This is a genomic window from Janthinobacterium sp. KBS0711 (assembly GCF_000988085.1).
GTDB classification, from domain to species: Bacteria; Pseudomonadota; Gammaproteobacteria; order Burkholderiales; family Burkholderiaceae_D; genus Janthinobacterium; species Janthinobacterium lividum_E.
This window is the reverse complement of sequence record NZ_LBCO01000020.1, coordinates 25867-43901: the sequence shown is the minus strand read 5'-3', so window position 1 is coordinate 43901 and position 18035 is coordinate 25867. Positions and strand designations below refer to the sequence as shown.

Here is an 18035-nt window from a genome sequence, read left to right as displayed (position 1 = left end):
GCGTGCTTCACGCGTGGACGGAGCCGGCCAGGGCCACGATCAGCGGCCCCAAGAGGGGCAGCACCACGTTCGAGATGGCATAGGTAATCGTGTAGCCCAGCAAGGGCGTGGAATTGCCGGCCGCGTTCTGCACGGCGGACAGGGCCGGCGTGCTGCACTGCTGGCCGGCGATGGCGCCCAGGAGCACTGGCGCTTCCAGCTTGAGGAAAAAGTGGCCCACCAGCAGGGACAGCGAGGCGGGAACGACGGCGATCAACACGCCCATCAGCGGCAGCGACAGCCCGTACTGACGGATCAGGTCGATCGCCTGCGGTCCCGACGCCAGGCCCACGCAAGCGATGAAGGTGGCCAGGCCGATATCCTTCATCATGTCGAGCGCGCTGGGGTGGATGCCGGGCATGCCCGGTTTTCGCGCCTGGTACCAGCCGAACACGAGGCCAGTCAGCAAGGCGCCGCCGCCCGTGCCCAGCGAAAACGGAATGCCGCCCAGCTTGGCTGAAAAGCCGCCGATGTACACGCCGAGCACGATGCCGATGCTGGCGTAGACGATATTGCTGCGGTCGCCCGCGGGCACGCGCTTGCCGATGGCGGCCAACGCCGTGTTCAGTTGGCGCCCTTCCGTCGTGCCGTACAGGCGCAGCACGTCGTCGCGCTGCAGTGAAAGGTCAGGCAGCGGCGGCATGCTGTGCTCGCCACGGACGACGGCCGCCACGTGCACGCCGGACGGCAAGGCCAGCTGGCGCAGGGGCTGGCCGACGAGCGAAGCCTGCTGCAGCACCACTTCGACGGCGGAGACCGCCATGTTCAAGCCCGTCGTGTCGGCAAATTCCTCGCCCAGGATGGCTTCGGCCGCCACCAGCGCGGGACGGTGGCCGATCACCAGCACTTCGTCGTTGCTGCGCAGGCGCAGTGCGGGTTCCAGCGGCAAGACCTTGCCATGCCGGCGCACGCGCGTGATGCTGGCGCGGCCCGCGAAAATATGCTGCAAGGCATCGAGACGGCGCCCCGCGCCCCGGCTGATGCGGTAGGCGCGGCCCACCATGTCCGGCGTCGCCTGCACGCCGTCGCCATCGGTTTGCGCGCCGCCCATCTTTTCCCACAATTTATCGGCTTCCTCGCGCAGGTTGACGCGCAGCAGGAGCGGAAAAATCTGGCTGGTGACGATGACGATGGCGATCAAGCCAAAGATGTACGTGATGGAATACGCGGTGACGACGTTGGCTTGCAGCTCGGCGATGCGGGCGGCCGGCAGCGCCAGTTTCGAGATGGCGTCCGTGGCCGTGCCGACGACGGCCGATTCCGTCGCCGCGCCCGCCATCATGCCGGCCGCCGTGCCCTGGTCCAGGCCCAGGAAACGCGTGGCCAGCAGCACCAGCGCCAGCACCACCACCACTTCGATCAGGCACAGCAAGCCCAGGCGCAAACCCTTGGCATTCAGATTGGCAAAGAACTGGGGACCGCCCGCATAGCCGAGGGCGAAGATGAACAGCATGAAGAAGACGTTCTTGACGCTGGCGTCCAGGGTGATGCCCAGTTGGCCGATCAGCAGCGCGGCGATCAGGGTGCCGCACACGCCGCCCAGCTGGATGGGACCGAAGCGTATTTGCCCTACCGCATAGCCCAACGCCAGCGCCAGGAACAGGGCCAGCTCCGGCACCTGGTGCAATACCGACGTGATCGACTCGAGCATGGGCAAACCTTCGAAAAGATAACGGATGGTTACAAGGGAACAGAACGTTCGGCGGCTGGCGGCGGCTGGCTTTTGAACGGGCGCACGGGTCCTGCACGACAATTGCCATGGCAGCTTGTGCTTGCAAAATGTTGCAACGTGGAATTATGTTCGGTGAAAATTTTACAAGTGTCAACAGGTGTTCTGTTGAACTCGCCTTGCGTTTCATCAAACATCGTGCGCACGATTGAAGCGCTTGTTTGACACTGATCAATAAAACTATTAGTAATGTTTTGGACGGTACCAAAGTGCCTTGCGCAGCAGCGGCGTCTCTTCCGGCAAGTCGGGATTGGCCAATTCCAGCACGTACCGATGGGACAGCTTCAGGCCCTGCGCGAGGCGACCGAAATGGCGCTGGAACAGCTGCGCGAAACTGCCATCGGCCAGCATTTTCTCCAGCCCGGTCTCGATGTGGCGCGCCAGTTCCGGCCGGTGCCTACCGACAAAAAAATACAGCGCGGCCGGGTAGCGGATGACCAGGTGAGTGTCCAGCGCCAGCGGCAATGGCGCATGGCTGGCCAGCTCGCTTTGCGCCTCGATCACGGAGCGGGGAAAGTAGTCGATGCGCCCCGCCGCCAGTTGCTGGAACAGGCCTTCGTAGGTGCTCGAAGTATCGAGGCGCAAGCCATTCGCCTGCAGGATGACGGAGTCGGGCCAGTCGCGCATCTGGCCGGCCGACAGCCGCGCCAGTGCGGCGATGCTGCGCACGTCGCGCAGCAGTTGCGGCTGGCGCGCGTGGATCAGGGCCACTCGCCAGCCGATCAGGCCGCGGTCGATGGGGATGCGCACCGGCAGCAATTGCGTTTCGCGCGCGCGGCTCGTCATGGTCCAGACGACATCGACGCTGCCGGACGCCGTGGCGATTTCCTGCATGGCGCGCGTCTGCACCATGCGCAGCGCGGAGCGGCGCAAGGCATAGGCCTGGCCCGAACGGGCCAGCGCCTGTTGCAGCAAGGCCGTCACATAGCCTTGTTGCGGATCATCAATCGCCTGGTGGCGCGGATACACGAGCGGCAGCGGCGACGACTTGCCGGCGGCGGCGGCGCCCAACGGCCACAGGGCGGCAAGCTTGAGCAGGGGGCGGCGCTGCATGGGCCCTCCTTTCCAGCGCTTTCATCAGCGTTCTTATCAGAATGACAGTATCACGCAGCAGAGCACGCTTGTCGACTCGAATATGGAAACTGTGTACAAAACAACAGCGCTTTCAGCGCTGGACAGCAGGGGTCGGAATTAATCCAGATCAATAAAACCGCAAATAGAAAATAAATCCTGCGTGCCGCTCTGGACGGCATGCATGCCCCTCGCCTACGCTGTTTTTTTATCTGAAAAACAAGAGGAACCCATGCAGACAGCGCGCTTGAATATTATTGGAATGGATCACGAAGGCTGCGCCGACAGGCTGACGGGCGCGCTCGAAGCCGTCACGGGCGTGGCCACCGTCTGCGTCTCGCTGGCGCGCCACGGCGCCACGGTGCAATTCGACGAAAAGCTGGCCACGCAGGAACGCCTGCTGGCCGCCGTCAACGACGCCGGCTTCATGGGCGAAGCGACGGATGAAGAACAGCTGGCCTCATGCAGCGGCGCCTGCGGCCACTGCCGCCACTGAGTGCCGCCACTGCGCGCCGCCACCTTCCCGCTTACCCTCCCCGCGCGCCCCGGTCGCGCAGGTGCGCCAGCACGCGGCGCGGTCCCAGCGCCTGCAGGTCGAACGGCGGCAACTCGATGGCGTCGAGCGTATTCTTGAACAGCAAGCCCAGTTCCGTATCGCCTTCCAGGCTCAAACGGCGGCTGAAGAACAGGGTGTCCGGATCTTCCTGGCGCCGCGCCAGCAGCATCAAGTCATGCACGCTGGCGGCGATGCACAGGTCCGGCACGTCGACATAGCGCTCGGCCACGAACACCGTTCCCTGCCACTCGAAATCGAAGGCGATGCCCGCGTCCAGCAGGCGCAAGCGAAGACTGCGCCCTTCCAGGCTGCAGCGCACGTCGTCGGGCAATTGCGGCGCCAGCAGGCGGTTCAAGCCTTGCACGAACAGCCACGAGGCGGGATACGGCGGCAGCTTGGACAGCAATTCGGCCAGCGGTTCGGGCAGCCGGTACGATACGGCCGGCTTGCTCAGAGGAGGCTTGGCCGGGACGGGCAATCTTTCCAGTTGATCTTGCATGTGCTTCCTTTCGATGCGTTCAATGGGCGGCGTGCTGTTCCATGCCGGGCTGGCCGTGCCAGTAGCCGTCGCAGGCGCCGGCCGGCTGGCAAGCGGCCAGCTGGGCCTGGGCGCCGATGCCGCTGACCTGGCCGCGGCGGGCGCGGTCGAAGATGGCGATGACTTGTTCCGTATGCATGGCTTGCGGGCTGATGCGCGCCACGGACACGCCCATATCGCGCATGGCCTCGAGCTCGCGCACCAGGTTGTAGACGAGGGCCGACTGCGTCTGCGTGCCGTTGAGCACAAGGAACGGCACTTCATCGCGCGTGCGCAGCAGCAGGCCGTCCGGCTCTTCCAGGCAGCTGTAGCCGCAATCGTCCTTCGGCAGGTTGCGGTTGCGCGCCGTGAAGCAGCGCGCGGAAAACGCCAGCGGCATGCGGCCGTAGGCGAATACCTCCGTCTCCAGCCCATCCGGTTTCTGGCGCTGCATCTCGGCCAGCGCCGTCTGCCCCATTTCCAGCGGCATCACCCAGCGCCGCGCACCCAGACGCGCCAGCAATTGCAGGCTGGGGCCATTGAACAGGTTCAGATGGGGACCGGCGACGAAGGGCGTGCCCTTTTCCATGCAGTGCACGGCGCCCATGTCGTTGGCCTCGACGCCGTAACGGCCATTGCCCGTGATGCGGCGCAGGGTCGCCAGTTCCGCGCCCGCCTCGATCAGCGCCTGCGTCGACAGCACCACTTCCTTGCCGGCGGCGGCCAGCATGTCGGCGATATCGAGCCAGTCGGCCAGGCGCACCTCGTGCCGGCGCGAGCAGACGGTTTCGCCCAGGTAGACGATATCGACGGCCGTGGTGGCGATCTGCTGGTAAAACTCGAAGACGGTGGCGCGCGGCCAGTAGTAGAGCAAAGGGCCCAAAGAGAGTTTTAACATGCCTTTTCCAGTATTTTTAAAGTTTACAAAACCGTAGCGAGCGGTTCGCGGCGAGGCCGAGAAGCGCAGCTGTGCTAGAGCACAGCGAGCATCGCAGGCCACGCCCCGGGACGCGCAGTAGGTTTTGCTATTTCCAGGAGCGATGGTAGGCGCCTAGAGTGTGCTGCTGGCCTTCGGCCAGCTTGTCCATGGACGCCATCCAGGCCGGCTTGACGGCGTAGCGCGCATTGCCTTCGCGGCAGGCGTCGATCGCTTCGCGCCACACGCGCGTCACCTGCGCCACGTAGGCGGGGCTGCGCTGGCGTCCTTCGATCTTCACGGCGCGCACGCCCATGGCGATCAGCTGCGGCAGCAGCGCCAGCGTGTTCAGGCTGGCCGGCTCCTCGATGGCGTAATACTCTTCGTCGTTGACTTCGAAACGTCCCTTGCACAGGGTGGGATAGCTGGCGTTTTCGCCCGGTGCGTAGCGGTCGATCAGCACGCCGTTCAGGCGCGATTCGAGACCGTTCGGCGTTTCCAGCCAGCGCACGGATTTCGCCGGCGAGCACACGCCGTGGGTGTTCGGCGCCTCGCCCGTCGCATACGACGACAGCGCGCAGCGCCCTTCGACCATCACGCACAGGCTGCCGAAGCCGAAGACCTCGATCTCGACTTCCGTCTTGGCGATCAGTTGCTCGACCTGCGCCATCGACAGCACGCGCGGCAGCACGGCGCGGGCGATGCCGAAGTACTCATGGTAAAAATTGATGGCTTCGTAGTTGGTGGCCGAGCCCTGCACGGACAGGTGCAAACGCAGTTGCGGGTGGTGCTCGCTTGCATACGCCATCAGGCCCGGATCGGCCACGATCATGGCGTCGATGCCGGCCTGCGCGGCGCGGTCGATGGCGCTGCGCCACACGGCCCAGTTGTGCGGCTGCGGATAGGTATTCAGCGCCAGCAGCACCTTGCGCCCATATTGGTGGGCGTAGCGCACACCCTCGGCGATGGCCTTCTCGTCGAAATTGAGGCCGGCGAAATTGCGCGCATTGGTGGCGTCGCGAAAACCCAGGTAGACGGTGTCGGCGCCGTTGTCGATGGCCGCCTTCAAGGCAGGCAGGCTGCCGGCGGGGCAGACCAGTTCCAGCGGTCCGGCCACGCGGGTGGCGGTGGTTGATTCAAGCATCATGGTGTTCACAGTCCTGTAGCGGCTCAGGGTGCAGACTATAGCCCCGCCCATACCGCCCAGTCCTTGACGCAGGTGAAGGAATGCATGCATGGCTGGCGCGCGTTCAACTTGCTTGACCTGGCTGTAAAATGCCCCACTTTTCTCCCTCACCGATTGCCGCCATGCCCCGCAAACCGCTGCTGATTTTTTTGCTCACCCTGTTCCTCACCGTGCTGCAAGTGCAGTGGGCCGCCCCCGCGCAAGGCTACGACGCCGAGGCGCTCTCCGTGCTGTCGCCCGAGGCGCTGGGCGTCTGGGCCGGCGTGCTGCTGCTGTTCCTGCAAGCCGTCTTCGCGCGCCGCGCCATGCCCGTGCTGCGCCAGGCCGCCATCTGCACAGGCCTGCTGGCCGTCTACTGGCTGCTGGCGAACTACGTGACGTTCGACGCGCGCGTGGCCAGCTGGAGCACCTTCTCGGCGCGGGAAATCTGGGCGCACGTGCTGCCCGCCTCCGTCGTCAGCATCGCCGTCTGCGGCGCCGCTTACCTTGGCCTGAGCGGCTTCCTCCTGCGCCAGGGCCGCGCGAAAAAGTAAACGGGGACGCTTTTTTCACCTGCATCAAGGATTCGCCACGCAACTGCACGCGCCCTTTGACGCCACTATATTTAGTGATTAATCTCCATAAAAACACCGCATGTTGTGTTTATTGGAGGTTTCATGACGACGAATGCAGTTCTTCCATCACGCGGCCAGGTCGATGTCGCCGCGTCCATCAATGAATACCTGGACCGGCGCGACTGGCGTGTCAACGCCAACGCCAACCAGGGCTACTCGCTGGGGGGCCTGATACTCAATGTGTCGGGCAAGGTCATCGCCAATTACTGGCTGGACCAGGTGTATCCGCCGGAAGTGGGCGCGGCGCACCGCGAAGCGGCGCTGCACATCCACGACCTCGACATGCTGGCCGGCTATTGCGCCGGCTGGTCGCTGCGCACCCTGCTGCACGAAGGCTTGAATGGCGTGCCGGGCAAGATCGAATCGGGCCCGCCGAAACACATGTCGAGTGCCATCGGCCAGATCGTCAATTTCCTCGGCACGCTGCAAAACGAGTGGGCCGGCGCGCAGGCATTCAGCTCCTTCGACACCTATATGGCGCCCTACATCCGCAAGGACAGCCTGCGCTACGAGGACGTGCGCCAGTACATGCAGGAGCTGATCTTCAACCTCAACGTGCCATCGCGCTGGGGCACGCAGACGCCGTTCACCAACCTCACTTTCGACTGGGTCTGCCCGGATGATTTGCGCGAGCAGATTCCCGTCATCGCCGGCCAGGAGATGGACTTCAGCTATGGCGAGCTGCAGGCGGAAATGGACATGATCAACCGCGCCTACATCGAGATCATGATGGCGGGCGACGCCAAGGGCAGGGTCTTCACCTTCCCCATCCCCACCTACAACATCACCGAGGATTTCGACTGGCATAGCGAGAACGCGGAACGCCTGTTCGAGATGACGGCCCGCTACGGCCTGCCCTACTTCCAGAATTTCATCAATTCGGAACTCAAGCCGAACATGATACGTTCCATGTGCTGCCGCTTGCAGCTGGACTTGCGCGAACTGCTCAAACGGGGCAATGGCCTGTTCGGTTCCGCCGAGCAGACGGGTTCCCTGGGCGTGGTCACCATCAACTGCGCGCGCCTGGGCCACTTGTGGCGCGGCGACGAGCCAGCGTTGATGGCCGACCTGGACCGCCTGCTGGAGCTGGGCAAGACCAGCCTGGAAATCAAGCGCCGCACCATCGAGGAACTGATGCAGCAAGGCCTGTTCCCGTACACGAAGCGCTATCTGGGCACCTTGCGCAATCACTTTTCCACCCTGGGCGTGAACGGCATCAACGAGATGATCCGCAATTTCAGCGCCGGCGCCTACGACATCACGACACAGGAAGGCCATGCGCTGGCCGTGCGCCTGCTCGACCACGTGCGCGCCCGCATGGTGCGATTCCAGGAAGAGACGGGCCACATGTACAACCTGGAAGCGACGCCGGCCGAAGGCACGACGTACCGCTTCGCCCGCGAAGACCGCAAGCGCTATCCCGCCATCCTGCAGGCGGGCACCGTCGACAATCCGTATTACACGAATTCGTCGCAACTGCCCGTCGGCCATACGGACGACCCGTTCGAGGCGCTGGAATTGCAGGATGCGCTGCAGCGCAAATACACGGGCGGCACGGTGCTGCACCTGTACATGACGGAAGCGCTGTCGGATGCGAATGCGTGCCGCGAGCTGGTAAAACGCGCGCTGAGCCGCTTTTCGCTGCCCTACATCACCGTCACGCCCACGTTTTCCATCTGCCCGCGCCACGGCTACCTGGCCGGCAAACATGAATTCTGTCCCACCTGCGACGCGGAACTGATCGCCCGCAAGCAGTCCGATCTCGCTCACCCACTCAAGGAAACGCCATGAATGCACGTCCCGACTTCACTCCCGCCATCACCCTGCTCGACACGGAACGCCAGCGCTGCGAAATCTGGACCCGCGTGATGGGCTACCACCGCCCCGTCGCCTCGTTCAATATCGGCAAGCAGGGCGAATTCCAAGAACGCCAGTACTTTACGGAAGCGAGCGCCCGGGTTGGCCAGCCCGCCTGCCATGGCTGAGTTGAAAGTGGGCGGCCTGACGCCCTTTTCCGCCACCGACTATCCGGGCAAGCTGGCGGCCGTGGTGTTCGTGCAGGGCTGCCCCTGGCGTTGCGGCTATTGCCACAATCCGCACTTGCAGGCGCGCACGCCGGAAGGCGCCATGCCCTGGCAGGACGTCCTGACCTGGCTGCGCCGCCGCGTGGGCCTGGTCGACGCGGTCGTCTTCAGCGGCGGCGAAGCCAGCATGGACCCGGCGCTGGGGCGCGCCATGCAGGACGTCAGGGCGCTGGGATTCGGCATCGGCCTGCACACGGCCTGCATCTATCCGCAGCGCCTGCAGGAAGTGCTGCCCCTGGTCGACTGGGTGGGCTTCGACATCAAGGCGCCGTTTGCCGACTATCGTCATGTGACCCGCGTGGCCGGCAGCGGCGACCCCGCGCGCGCCTGCCTGGACGCCATCCTTGCCAGCGGCGTCGCCTACGAATGCCGCACCACCGCCCACCCCGACTTGCTGCCGGACGAACAGCTGTTGGCCCTGGCCAGCGCCCTGGCCGCCAAAGGCGTCGACAATTACGTGCTGCAGCAGTTCCGCGCCGAAGGCTGCCTGGACGCGGCGCTGTCCGGCCGCACCCTGCACGGCTATCCATCGGCGCCTGTTCTGGCGCAAATCGGCGCCATGTTTCCCCGTTTTACATTCCGTAATCATGGCAATTGAGCCTGCAGCCACATAATTGCTGAAAGCTTCACAAAATTCCCCGTTCTGCAACGCTGAAATGTCTTGCGTGCTGTAATGTATCAACTGTGCTGCGCACCACGCGCAGCCCATCTGATTCCTCACTCCGCATTACAGATAAGCGTCATCCATGAACGATTTCACCGCAGTCAGTCCAGGCCTCCCTTCCACCCACGCCGACATCCTGTACGGCCCGCCGCGACCGGATCTGCTGCGCGAGGAAGTGCTGGCCGACCTGCTGGAAGCGACGGCCCGCCGCTGCCCCGAGCAAATCGCCCTGATCGACGGCGCGCGCCGCACCACCTATGCGCAGCTCGATGCCCAGGCGGGCCTGGCCGCGTCACGCCTGGTGGCGGCCGGCGTCAAGCCCGGCGACATCGTGGGACTGTGGCTGCCGCGCGGCGCCCATTTGCTGCTGATGCAGGCGGCCATCGCCAAGGCGGGCGCCGCCTGGCTGCCCGTCGACGAAGACACGCCCGTCGAGCGCCTGCAGGTGTGCCTCGATGACGCGAACGGTTTTGGTGTCGTCAGCTGCGCCCAATTCGCGCCGCGCCTGGCCGAGGCAGGCATCGGCCGCCCCGTATGGACGGCGGAAAGCCTGCTGGCCCCCGCCACGCCGGGCGAACAGCTGCCCGCGCGCGGCGCCGTGCTGCCCGAACACCCGGCGTACGTGATCTACACATCCGGCTCCACGGGCAAGCCGAAGGGCATATTGATCAACCAGCGCAGCATCTGCCACTTCCTGCGCAGCGAAAACGCCGTGCTGGAAGTGGCGCAGTCCGACACCGTCTACCAGGGCTTTTCCGTCGCCTTCGACATGTCGTTCGAGGAAATCTGGATCGCCTACCTGGTGGGCGCCACCCTGTGGCTGGGGCCCAAGGAGATTTCGGGCGACCCGGAAGCGCTGCCGCGCGCGCTGGCCGACAACCACGTGACGGTGCTGCACGCCGTACCAACCTTGCTGGCCCTGTTCGCCGAGGAAGTACCGAGCCTGCGCCTGATCAACCTGGGCGGCGAGATGTGTCCGGAGTCGCTCGTCGAGCGCTGGTCGCGCCCGGGCCGCGCCATGTTCAACACCTATGGTCCCACGGAAGCGACCGTCTCGTGCAGCCTGGCGCGCCTGCGCCCCGGCGAGCCTGTGACCATCGGCACGCCGCTGCCCAACTACGGCTTGCTGGTGCTGCAGGTGGCCGAGCCGGGGGAAAACCATCCCTTGACTTTGCTGGCGCGCGGCGAGACGGGTGAGCTGTGCATCATCGGTCCCGGCCTGGCCGAGGGCTACCTGGGCCGGCCCGACCTGACGGTGGAAAAATTCCTGCCCAATCCCTGGAGCACGGGGCCCGACGATGCGCGCCTGTACCGCACGGGCGACCTGGCGCGCATCGATCCTGACGGCCAGGTGCTGTGCCTGGGCCGCGCCGACGACCAGGTGAAGATTCGCGGCTTCCGCGTGGAGCTGGGAGAGATCGAAGCCGTGCTGGCGCAGCAAACGGGCGTAGGCACGGTGGCCGTCCTGCTACGCAAGGATGACGGCATCGACCAGCTGGTGGCCTACATCGTCGGCAGCGACGAGGCGCCGGCCGAGGCCCTGGCCGCGAAAACCCTGCGCGCGGCCTTGAACCTGCACTTGCCGCCATATATGGTGCCGGGCCGTTTTGAATTGCTGCCGCTGATGCCGCGCCTCACCTCCGGCAAGATCGACCGGAAGGCGCTGAAGGCCATGCCCCTGTCCGCGCCGCCGCCTGGCGAAGCGGGTGAATCGGACGTACCGGAAACGCCGGCCGAAGCGGCCCTGTTCGCGGCGCTGGCCAAGCTGTTCCCGGGCCAGGCCATCTTGCGCCAGCTGGACTTTTTCAGCGACCTCGGTGGCCATTCCTTCCTGGCCGCACGCCTGGCCTCCGCCCTGCGCGCCGATCCGGCCTACGCCCACATGACGGTGCGCGACATTTACCAGAACCGGCAGATCGGCAAGATCGCCGCCGTGCTGAACGAAGCACCGGCGCTGGCCACACCGGAAGCGGAATGGAGGCCGCCATCGACGTGGAAGCGCTGGATCTGCGGCGCGGCGCAGGCGGCGGCCGTGCCTGGCCTCGTCACCCTGCGCATGGCGCAGTGGATGGCGCCGTTCTTCACCTATCACTTCTTCACGGGCGACACGGGCGACACCGTGCCGCGCGCCATCGCCGCCTCGATCGGGGTGTTCCTGCTGGCGACCCTGGCCGAATTTGCCATTGCGATTGCCGGCAAGTGGCTGATCGCCGGACGTTTGAAGCCGGGCAGCTATCCGCTGTGGGGCGTCACCTACTACCGCTGGTGGCTGGCCGACCGCCTGGTCGAATCGGCGCCCGCCTACCTGCTCAGCGGCTCGTCGCTCAATAGCTGGTGGCTGCGCGCGCTGGGCGCGAAAGTGGGCAAGGAAGTCGTCATCGGCTCGATGACCCTGCGCGCGCCCGACCTGCTGTCCATCGGCGACAACGTCAGCGTGGGCAATGCCGTCAACTTTGAAAACGCCCGGGTCGAACGGGGCCGTTTGCTGCTGGGCCAGATCAGCATCGGCAACGACGCCTGCATCAGCTCTTACGCGATCATGGAAGGCAATACCACAGTGGGCGCCTTCGGCCACCTGGAAGGTCAATCGGCGCTGGCCGATGGCGCGGCGGTACCGGCCGGGCGCGTGTACACAGGCTCTCCCGCGCGCGACGTTGGCGCGTTTGACCCTGCCAGCCAGCCGCCACGCCCCGCCGTCTCGCGCCTGCGCCTGACGGGCGAAACCGTGTTCTTCTGCTTCGGCATGGTCCTCATCGCCGTGCTGTTCTTCATGCCCGTCTTCCCCAGCTTCGTGCTGATCGACTGGTTCGACGAGCGCGAAATGATGCCGTGGCTGCAGGGACGCGACGTGACGACCCAGCTGGCCCGCTACTTCCTGCTGGCCTTCCCCGCCAGCGCCGTGCTGATCGTGCTGACGGCCCTGCTGTCAGCCGCCATCCGCTGGGGCGCGCTGCCCCGCTTGAAGCCGGGCAGCTCGCCCGTGCACAGCAATATCTATTGCGCCAAATGGCTGGTCAGCCATATCCAGGAATCGAGCCTGAACGTCCTGCATGGCATTTACGCCACCGTGTACGCGCCGTACTGGTACCGCCTGCTGGGCGCCAAGGTCGGCAAGGGCGCCGAGATTTCCACGGCCCTGGGCGTCGTGCCCGACATGCTGACCCTGGGCGACGACACCTTCATCGCCGACGCCGTCATGCTGGGCGACGAGCAGATCGACGGCGGCTGGATGACCATGCGTCCCACCGTCATCTCGCACCGCAGCTTTGTCGGCAACGGCAGCTATATCCCGGACGGCACCGTACTGCCCGAACACGTGCTGATCGGCGTGCACACGCATGCGCCCCGCAATGAACAGATGCACAGCGGCGACACCTGGCTCGGCTCTCCGCCCATGCACTTGCCCGCGCGCGAACAGGTCAGCGGCTTTGCCGAACACCTGACCTTCAAGCCGTCGCTGTTGCGCCGCCTGGGCCGCAGCCTGATCGAAGCGTTCCGCATCGTCGCGCCGCACGCCGTGGTGATCGCCGTCGGCTATACCCTGGTGCTGGACGTGATGCCGATCGCGGGCGCCGGACGCTGGGGCGAAGTGGTGGGCGACCTGGCCATTGCCGGCCTGGCCTACGGCATCGGCAATTTTTTGGTGGTCGTGCTGTTCAAGTGGCTGCTGCTGGGACGCTACCGCAAGCACGCGGCGCCCATGTGGACGCCGTTCGTGTGGATTTCGGAAGGCGTGACCAATCTGTACGAAGGTATCGCCGTGCCCAACTTCATGCGCTACCTGCGCGGCACGCCGTGGCTGCCGCTGGCTTTCCGCCTGATGGGCTGCAAGATCGGCCGCGGCGTCTACATGGACACGACGGACATCACGGAATTCGACTGCGTGCACATCGGCGACTACAGCGAATTGAACGCGCTGACCTGTCCACAGACGCATCTGTTCGAAGACCGGGTGATGAAGATCGACCACGTGGAGATCGGCCAGCGCGTCTACATGGGCCCGCGCAGCTCCGTGCTGTACAGCGCCAAGGTGGGCGACAATGCGCGCCTGGGACCGTTGACCCTGGTGATGAAGGGCGAACATATCCCCGCCGGCAGCAACTGGGCGGGCTGCCCGGCCGCGCCGCTGCGTAGCTGATCGCAGTTGATGGCTTTTACGGTGCTCCGGTTGGGGGATGGCGTGCTGGTGATCGGCATCGCCGCCGTGCTGCCGCGCTTGGAGGCCCGGTTACGCATCCGCGATGCCGCGCGCGAGGCCGTCGCACAGTGGCTGAAGCTGGATATCGAGACCATCTCGGTGGAGTCGACGCCGGGCGCCCCTCCCCACCTGCTGTTTCCCGGCGGCGTTGCGGGACTGTCGTTCAGCCATGACGAGGGAATCTCGCTGGCCGCCATCGGCTTGCATGGCCCTGTCGGCATCGACGTGATGCGGGTACAGGACATCCCCGACTGGTTCATTCTGGCGCGCGATTATCTGGGGCCGCAGGTGGCCGAAGCACTAGCCGCCTGCCCCGCCGAGCAGCGCCCATTGGCGCTGGCGCAAGCGTGGACGGCGCGCGAGGCGGCGCTCAAGTGGGCAGGTTTACAATTGGTGGAATGGGATGGGGCAGCACCGGCTTGCCGCTCGCATGCCTTGCCCCTGCCCGCACCCTACGTCGCGACCCTGGCATATTAATCTTCTTTGCCGCTACCGCTACCGCCAATCTGGACGAAAATCAGTTTTACGATAATACTGACGAGCAGTCCCAGCACCCCGATCAATTCCAGCATGGTCTTTCCTTTGCAGTGACAGCAGACGAGGCCACTGTACCGCGAACGGCGGGGCCGGGCCAATATCAAATCAGGCAGTCTCCGATCTCGAAAAGGCATACGATTGATTTCCATCAGACAGTTCCGCTACTTTGTCGAAGTCGTCGATGCGGGCAGCTATTCGCGCGCGGCGGAAAAGCTGTACATCGCGCAGTCGGCCCTGAGCCGGCAAATCAAGGAGCTGGAAGGCGAGGTGCAAGCCCTGCTGCTGACGCGCGACGCACGCCATATCGAGCTCACGCCCGCAGGACAGGTCTTTTATGAACGGGCCAAACGCATCCTCGACGACATCGAAGAAACCGTGCGCCAGACGCGCCACGTGGGACAAGGCGCGCAAGGCATCATCCGCCTGCTGCATTCAAGCTCCGTTACCCTGACGCCCGCCATCGGCGCCGTGCTGAACCGCCTGCTGGCGCAGTTCCCCGGCGTTTCGCTCGATGTGTCAAAGGGATCGTCGGAAAACCAGGCGGCCGACATCGAGGAAGGCCGCGCCGATCTGGGCCTCGTGCGCCTGCCCACCCTGCGCAAGCATGCCAACATCGTCGTGCGCGAACTGTTTGCGGAAAAGCTGGTGGTGGCCGTGTCGGCGATGTCGCCGCTGGCCGCGCTGGAGCGCACGACGATAGCCGCCCTGCGCGACGAAGCGTTCGTCTCGATCCCGCACAAGGACCGGGGAGGCCTCAGCTACCTGGTGGCGGGCCTGTGCCTGGCGCAGGGCTTCTTCCCGAAGGCGGCGCGCGCCCTGTCGCGCAAGACGTCGCAGCTGAACCTCATCGAGGCCAACATGGGCATCGTCATCGTCCCGGACAGCATGCGCCTGGTGGCGCCGCCCGGCGTGCATTTCATCGCGCTGCCGGACGAGGAGTCGCACTCCGTCGTGGGCCTGATCTCGCCGCGCGCGGCCAGCGGCATGGTGGCCGCGTTTACGGAAGCATTCGTGCGCGAAATGTCCCGCCTGCCGGCCGCTTAACCCTCCGCATACAGCGCCGCATCCACGTCGCGCACGGCCGCCATCAGCAAGGCCAGCTTCATGACGTCGAGCTGGCCATCCGTGCGCACGCGCGAGCACAGGTCGATGCCGTAGGGGCGCACCTGGCGCAGCGCTTCCATCACATTGTTCGCATCGAGGCCGCCGGCCAGAAAAACGGGACGGGGGCTGGCGCGCACGAAGCGCGCGCTGACGGACCAGTCGTGCGTGCGGCCCGTGCCGCCCAGTTCCGGCACCGCCGCGCCCGGGCGGCCCGAATCGAGCAGGAAAGCGTGGACATGGGGCGCGTAGGCGGGGATCAACGCCAAAGCCTCGGGCCCCTCCACGTGGATCACCTGCACGCGCCGCACGTGCGGCAGCAAGCGCGCCAGTTTCTCGACCTCGCCCGGGTCGATATGGCCGACGATCTGCACGGTGGAAGGCTGCGTGGCGCGCACGTGTTCGGCGATGGCTTGCGCCGTCGTCTCGGACGTCAACAGAAACGTGGCGACTGGCGGCGGCGTCCAGGCGGCGATCTGCGCGATGCGCGCGTCGGGAATCGGACCGGGGCCGGACGGCATGGCCGCCACCAGGCCCAGTGCGTCGGCGCCGGCGGCAATGGCCAGTTGCGCTTCGTCGATGGAAGCGATGCAGCAAATCTTGATGCGGGTTCTCATGGCCTTGCGTGCTCAGTCGGGATGATCAACATTACAACACAGGGCGGCACGCGCGCCAAGACACGCGGTCAAGGCGGCGCACGATTGTGTGCCAGCATGGGACCGCCCACTTCGTCTCGACGGAAGGCCGCTCATGCCGCCTGATCGTCAGCCCGCGCTGATTGACATGCGCCAGATGGCGGATGATACTTGACATCCGGGATTGCCATTGGAAGCCGTACATGCGTATCGTCGACTTTGAAGTCCGCAAGGAGTGTCCGCCGCAGTTGTGCGACTGCGAGCGCGAGCGCCTGCTCGACGATGCGCAGGCGGACCTGTCCATCCTGCGCCTGAACCTGACGGAAGAAAAGCGCCTGCTGGCGCACATCGAGGGTATCGCCACCCATGCGCAGTTGCGGAAGCTGCAGCTGCTGTTGCAGAAAAACCTGGGCGTGGAATTGCAGATTACACCGGGCAGCGGCGAAGTGCGCACCGTGCGCGGCTTCCAGATCCGCCTGCTGGAGCGGCCCGGCCTGTGCCGCAAGACGCGCGCCGCCATTCCCGCCGCCGTGCGCCGCTGCCTGGCCGCGCACCCCGAGATAGCGTTTGCGATATTGAATGAAAACGATTTGCTGGGCGGGGTGTAAGTCGGGTAGGTCGGATTAGCGGGAACCGCGTAATCCGACACCATTGTTGGCGTATGTGCGAATGTCGGATTACGCTCCGCTAATCCGACCTACGCCGCCACGCTGGCGCGGATGGGAATGACCTTGCCCTTCGCTTCGCGCGCCCTTAACTGCCCGCAGCCGCCCTCCACGTCCTGACCGGCCGAATCGCGCAATTTGGTCAGCACCCCGCGTTCGTGCAGGGCGGCGGCAATCGCACGCGCCTTTTCCCAGCTGGGGCGCTTGAACGGCAAGTCGGCTATGGTGTTATACGGGATCATGTTCAACACCGCGTACTTGCCCTGCAAGAGGGCCACGATGCCATCCATCTCATCGTCACCGTCGTTGACGCCTTCCATCAGGGTCCATTGATACTGCACCGGGTAGCCGGTCAGGCGCGCATACGACTCGCCGAAGTCCACCAGTTCGCGCGGAGTGAGCCTGGGCGCGCGCGGCAGCAGCTGTTCGCGCAACTCCGGCTTGGTCGTGTGCAAGGACAGCGCCAGCGCCGGCTTGACCCTGCCTTGCGGCAGGCGCTCGAAGGCGCGCGGGTCGCCCACCGTGGAAAACACGAGGTTCTTGTGGCCGATATTGCCCTCGGTGCCCAGCAGTTCGATCGCTTCCATCACATTGTTCAGGTTATGCGCCGGCTCGCCCATGCCCATGAAGACGACTTTTTTCACGGGACGCATGGTGCGCGCCAGCACCACCTGGGCGACAATTTCTCCGCTGGTCACTTGCCGGATCAAGCCGTCGCGGCCCGTCATGCAGAACTGGCAGCCGACGGCGCAACCGACCTGGCTCGATACGCACAAGCCGTCGCGCGGCAGCAGCACGCTTTCCACCGTCTGGCCGTCGTGCAGTCCCACCAGCAGGCGCGCGGAACCGTCGGCCCCCGGATGGGTGCTGAGCAGCTTCAGCATGCCCTGCAATTCCAGGTCGAGTGCGGGCAAGGCATCGCGCACGGGCAGGGGCAAAAAATCTTCGGCGCGGCGCCGGCCCTGGTCGTGCGGCTGCCCCTGTATCCAGTCGCGCAGCACGCGCTGTTCGTGCAGGGGCTTGGCGCCCAGGGCCCTCAGGCGCTGGCGGATGGTATCGATTTGCATGGCGTCAGAATAAAAAAACGGCGCGCAGGAATGAAACCGGCGCGCCGTGTTAGGGGTAAAAGCTTTAGACCTTCTTGACGAATTCCGTCTTCAGACTCATGGAACCGAAGCCGTCGATCTTGCAGTCGATATCGTGGTCGCTGTCGACCAGGCGGATGTTCTTGACCTTGGTGCCCATCTTGACGACACCGCCGCCGCCCTTCAATTTCAAGTCCTTGATGACGCTGACCGTGTCGCCATCCTGCAGGATGTTGCCAGCCGAATCGCGGTATACCTTGGCGCCCTCTTCGACCGCTTCGCCAGCCGTGGCCGACCATTCATGCGCGCATTCAGGGCAGATCAACTGGCTGCCGTCTTCGTACGTGAATTCGGATTTGCATTGCGGGCATGGTGGTAATGTGCTCATTTTATTCTCTGTCTGGTGAACAGCGCGTGCTGTAAAAGCCGACATTATAC

At 65.1% G+C, this 18035-nt stretch carries 17 protein-coding genes; 9 read left to right on the top strand and 8 right to left on the bottom strand.

Annotated features, from left to right (window positions below; genetic code table 11):
• Positions 1-7: 7 nt before the first annotated feature.
• A complete protein-coding gene (aspT, locus tag VM94_RS11485) occupies positions 8-1690 on the bottom strand; it encodes an aspartate-alanine antiporter (RefSeq protein WP_046683621.1) in 1683 nt (560 codons plus the stop codon).
• A gap of 261 nt (positions 1691-1951) precedes the next feature.
• Positions 1952-2821 (bottom strand): substrate-binding periplasmic protein, encoded by an 870-nt coding sequence (locus VM94_RS11480; RefSeq protein ID WP_046683620.1) that lies wholly within the window; start codon positions 2819-2821, stop codon positions 1952-1954.
• 202 nt (positions 2822-3023) lie between these two features.
• On the opposite strand from VM94_RS11480, the gene VM94_RS11475 reads away from it, so the two are divergent.
• Entirely contained in the window at positions 3024-3335 is a 312-nt protein-coding gene (locus VM94_RS11475) for a heavy-metal-associated domain-containing protein (RefSeq protein ID WP_082127677.1), read from the top strand.
• Positions 3336-3366: 31 nt separating this feature from the next.
• Here the strand turns inward: VM94_RS11475 and ubiT are convergent, their stop codons facing one another.
• The 3 genes from ubiT to ubiU form a co-directional block, all read right to left on the bottom strand.
• Entirely contained in the window at positions 3367-3894 is a 528-nt protein-coding gene (gene ubiT, locus VM94_RS11470; protein ID WP_046683618.1) for a ubiquinone anaerobic biosynthesis accessory factor UbiT, read from the bottom strand.
• A 19-nt stretch (positions 3895-3913) separates the two neighbouring features.
• Positions 3914-4810 (bottom strand): ubiquinone anaerobic biosynthesis protein UbiV, encoded by an 897-nt coding sequence (gene ubiV, locus VM94_RS11465; protein ID WP_046683617.1) that lies wholly within the window; start codon positions 4808-4810, stop codon positions 3914-3916.
• A 127-nt stretch (positions 4811-4937) separates the two neighbouring features.
• A complete protein-coding gene (gene ubiU, locus VM94_RS11460) occupies positions 4938-5975 on the bottom strand; it encodes a ubiquinone anaerobic biosynthesis protein UbiU (RefSeq protein WP_442905226.1) in 1038 nt (345 codons plus the stop codon).
• Positions 5976-6136: 161 nt separating this feature from the next.
• Between ubiU and VM94_RS11455 the strand changes: the two genes are divergently transcribed.
• From VM94_RS11455 to VM94_RS11425, 7 genes are all read left to right on the top strand, one after another.
• Positions 6137-6547: a hypothetical protein gene (locus VM94_RS11455; RefSeq protein ID WP_046683616.1), complete on the top strand. Its 411-nt coding sequence runs from the start codon at positions 6137-6139 to the stop codon at positions 6545-6547.
• A 123-nt stretch (positions 6548-6670) separates the two neighbouring features.
• Complete coding sequence (locus VM94_RS11450; RefSeq protein WP_046683615.1) at positions 6671-8419, top strand: ribonucleoside triphosphate reductase; 1749 nt, start codon at positions 6671-6673, stop codon at positions 8417-8419.
• A complete protein-coding gene (nrdD, locus tag VM94_RS29320) occupies positions 8416-8613 on the top strand; it encodes an anaerobic ribonucleoside-triphosphate reductase (protein ID WP_046683614.1) in 198 nt (65 codons plus the stop codon). Before VM94_RS11450 ends, nrdD begins: the two co-directional genes overlap by 4 nt.
• Positions 8606-9310 (top strand): anaerobic ribonucleoside-triphosphate reductase activating protein, encoded by a 705-nt coding sequence (locus VM94_RS11440; protein WP_046683613.1) that lies wholly within the window; start codon positions 8606-8608, stop codon positions 9308-9310. Before nrdD ends, VM94_RS11440 begins: the two co-directional genes overlap by 8 nt.
• Positions 9311-9458: 148 nt before the next feature.
• On the top strand, positions 9459-13514 hold the full coding sequence (locus VM94_RS11435; protein ID WP_046683612.1) for a Pls/PosA family non-ribosomal peptide synthetase: 4056 nt from the start codon (positions 9459-9461) through the stop codon (positions 13512-13514).
• A gap of 21 nt (positions 13515-13535) precedes the next feature.
• A complete protein-coding gene (locus VM94_RS11430; RefSeq protein ID WP_160309288.1) occupies positions 13536-14051 on the top strand; it encodes a 4'-phosphopantetheinyl transferase family protein in 516 nt (171 codons plus the stop codon).
• A gap of 198 nt (positions 14052-14249) precedes the next feature.
• A complete protein-coding gene (locus tag VM94_RS11425; protein WP_046683610.1) occupies positions 14250-15155 on the top strand; it encodes a LysR family transcriptional regulator in 906 nt (301 codons plus the stop codon).
• Here VM94_RS11425 and VM94_RS11420 read toward each other — a convergent pair.
• Entirely contained in the window at positions 15152-15829 is a 678-nt protein-coding gene (locus VM94_RS11420) for a phosphoribosylanthranilate isomerase (RefSeq protein ID WP_046683609.1), read from the bottom strand. The two genes, VM94_RS11425 and VM94_RS11420, sit on opposite strands and share 4 nt — an antisense overlap.
• Positions 15830-16050: 221 nt before the next feature.
• Here VM94_RS11420 and VM94_RS11415 point away from each other — a divergent pair, with 221 nt between their 5' ends.
• Positions 16051-16455 (top strand): hypothetical protein, encoded by a 405-nt coding sequence (locus tag VM94_RS11415; protein ID WP_046683608.1) that lies wholly within the window; start codon positions 16051-16053, stop codon positions 16453-16455.
• 89 nt (positions 16456-16544) lie between these two features.
• Here VM94_RS11415 and VM94_RS11410 read toward each other — a convergent pair whose 3' ends face one another.
• Together VM94_RS11410 and VM94_RS11405 are read right to left on the bottom strand one after the other, a co-directional pair.
• A complete protein-coding gene (locus VM94_RS11410) occupies positions 16545-17579 on the bottom strand; it encodes an RNA methyltransferase (RefSeq protein ID WP_046683607.1) in 1035 nt (344 codons plus the stop codon).
• A 64-nt stretch (positions 17580-17643) separates the two neighbouring features.
• Positions 17644-17985 (bottom strand): zinc ribbon domain-containing protein YjdM, encoded by a 342-nt coding sequence (locus VM94_RS11405; protein ID WP_034756972.1) that lies wholly within the window; start codon positions 17983-17985, stop codon positions 17644-17646.
• Positions 17986-18035: the final 50 nt, after the last annotated feature.